This is a genomic window from Bradyrhizobium sp. PRIMUS42, from assembly GCF_023006515.1.
Lineage (GTDB): Bacteria > Pseudomonadota > Alphaproteobacteria > Rhizobiales > Xanthobacteraceae > Bradyrhizobium.
In genome coordinates this window covers 1-711 of sequence record NZ_JALBGZ010001402.1, presented here as the reverse complement: position 1 = coordinate 711, position 711 = coordinate 1, and the positions used below count along the sequence as shown (strand labels likewise).

Below are 711 nucleotides of genomic sequence, written 5' to 3'. Positions count from 1 at the left end.
CGCGCAAGCGCGCTCGCCCTGGTGCCGGCGGGTTACGTGGCCGGCACCGCCTATCGCACCGAAGGTGCGACCGGCTATCTTGCCGTCTATCCCGAGACATCGAACGATCCGAAAACACCGGCCAGCGTGTTCGCCGCGCGTCAGAGCCTCGTGGTCACGCTGACACCGGATGCGACACGCGCGGTCTCAGCCGAATTGACGCCGCGCGCCGAGCCGGCCCCTGACGACGACGACAGCGATTTCGCAAAGCTGCACGCCGATCTCGCGGCAAAGCGCACAACGCTGCCCGAGGGCACCGAACCCTGCGCTCTCGGCGCCTGGTCGATCGACAAGGATCCTAGCGGCCTCAACGTGCGCGCCGAGCCGTCGGTGAAAGCGCGCGTGCTCGGCACGCTGCCGCCGCCCTATCAGCTCAAACTCGGCGGCGCCGAGAACACGCCCGAGGGCGGCTGGCTCACCGAATTCCGTATCATCGGCTTCAAGAGCGGCTGGTTTCTGATCGAAGGCGCGAAGCCGCCGGGCAAGGACTACGAGGACGACAAGAAATATCCACGTAGCGCGCCAAAACCCTATGCCGGGCGCGGCTGGGTCGCGGCCAACAAGGTTGGCGCCAGCTTTGCCAACGGCTACACGCGCGCCGGCGGACTTTTCCAGGCGCCCTTCGTCGACGCCAAATGGATGCCCGCCCAGCGCGAACTCGGCGGCCCGATC

At 67.5% G+C, this 711-nt stretch carries 1 protein-coding gene; it reads left to right on the top strand.

Annotated features, from left to right (window positions below; translation table 11 throughout):
• Positions 1-711, top strand: a 711-nt coding sequence (locus MOV75_RS40670) for an SH3 domain-containing protein (protein ID WP_247008484.1), incomplete at both ends; no start/stop codon positions are given.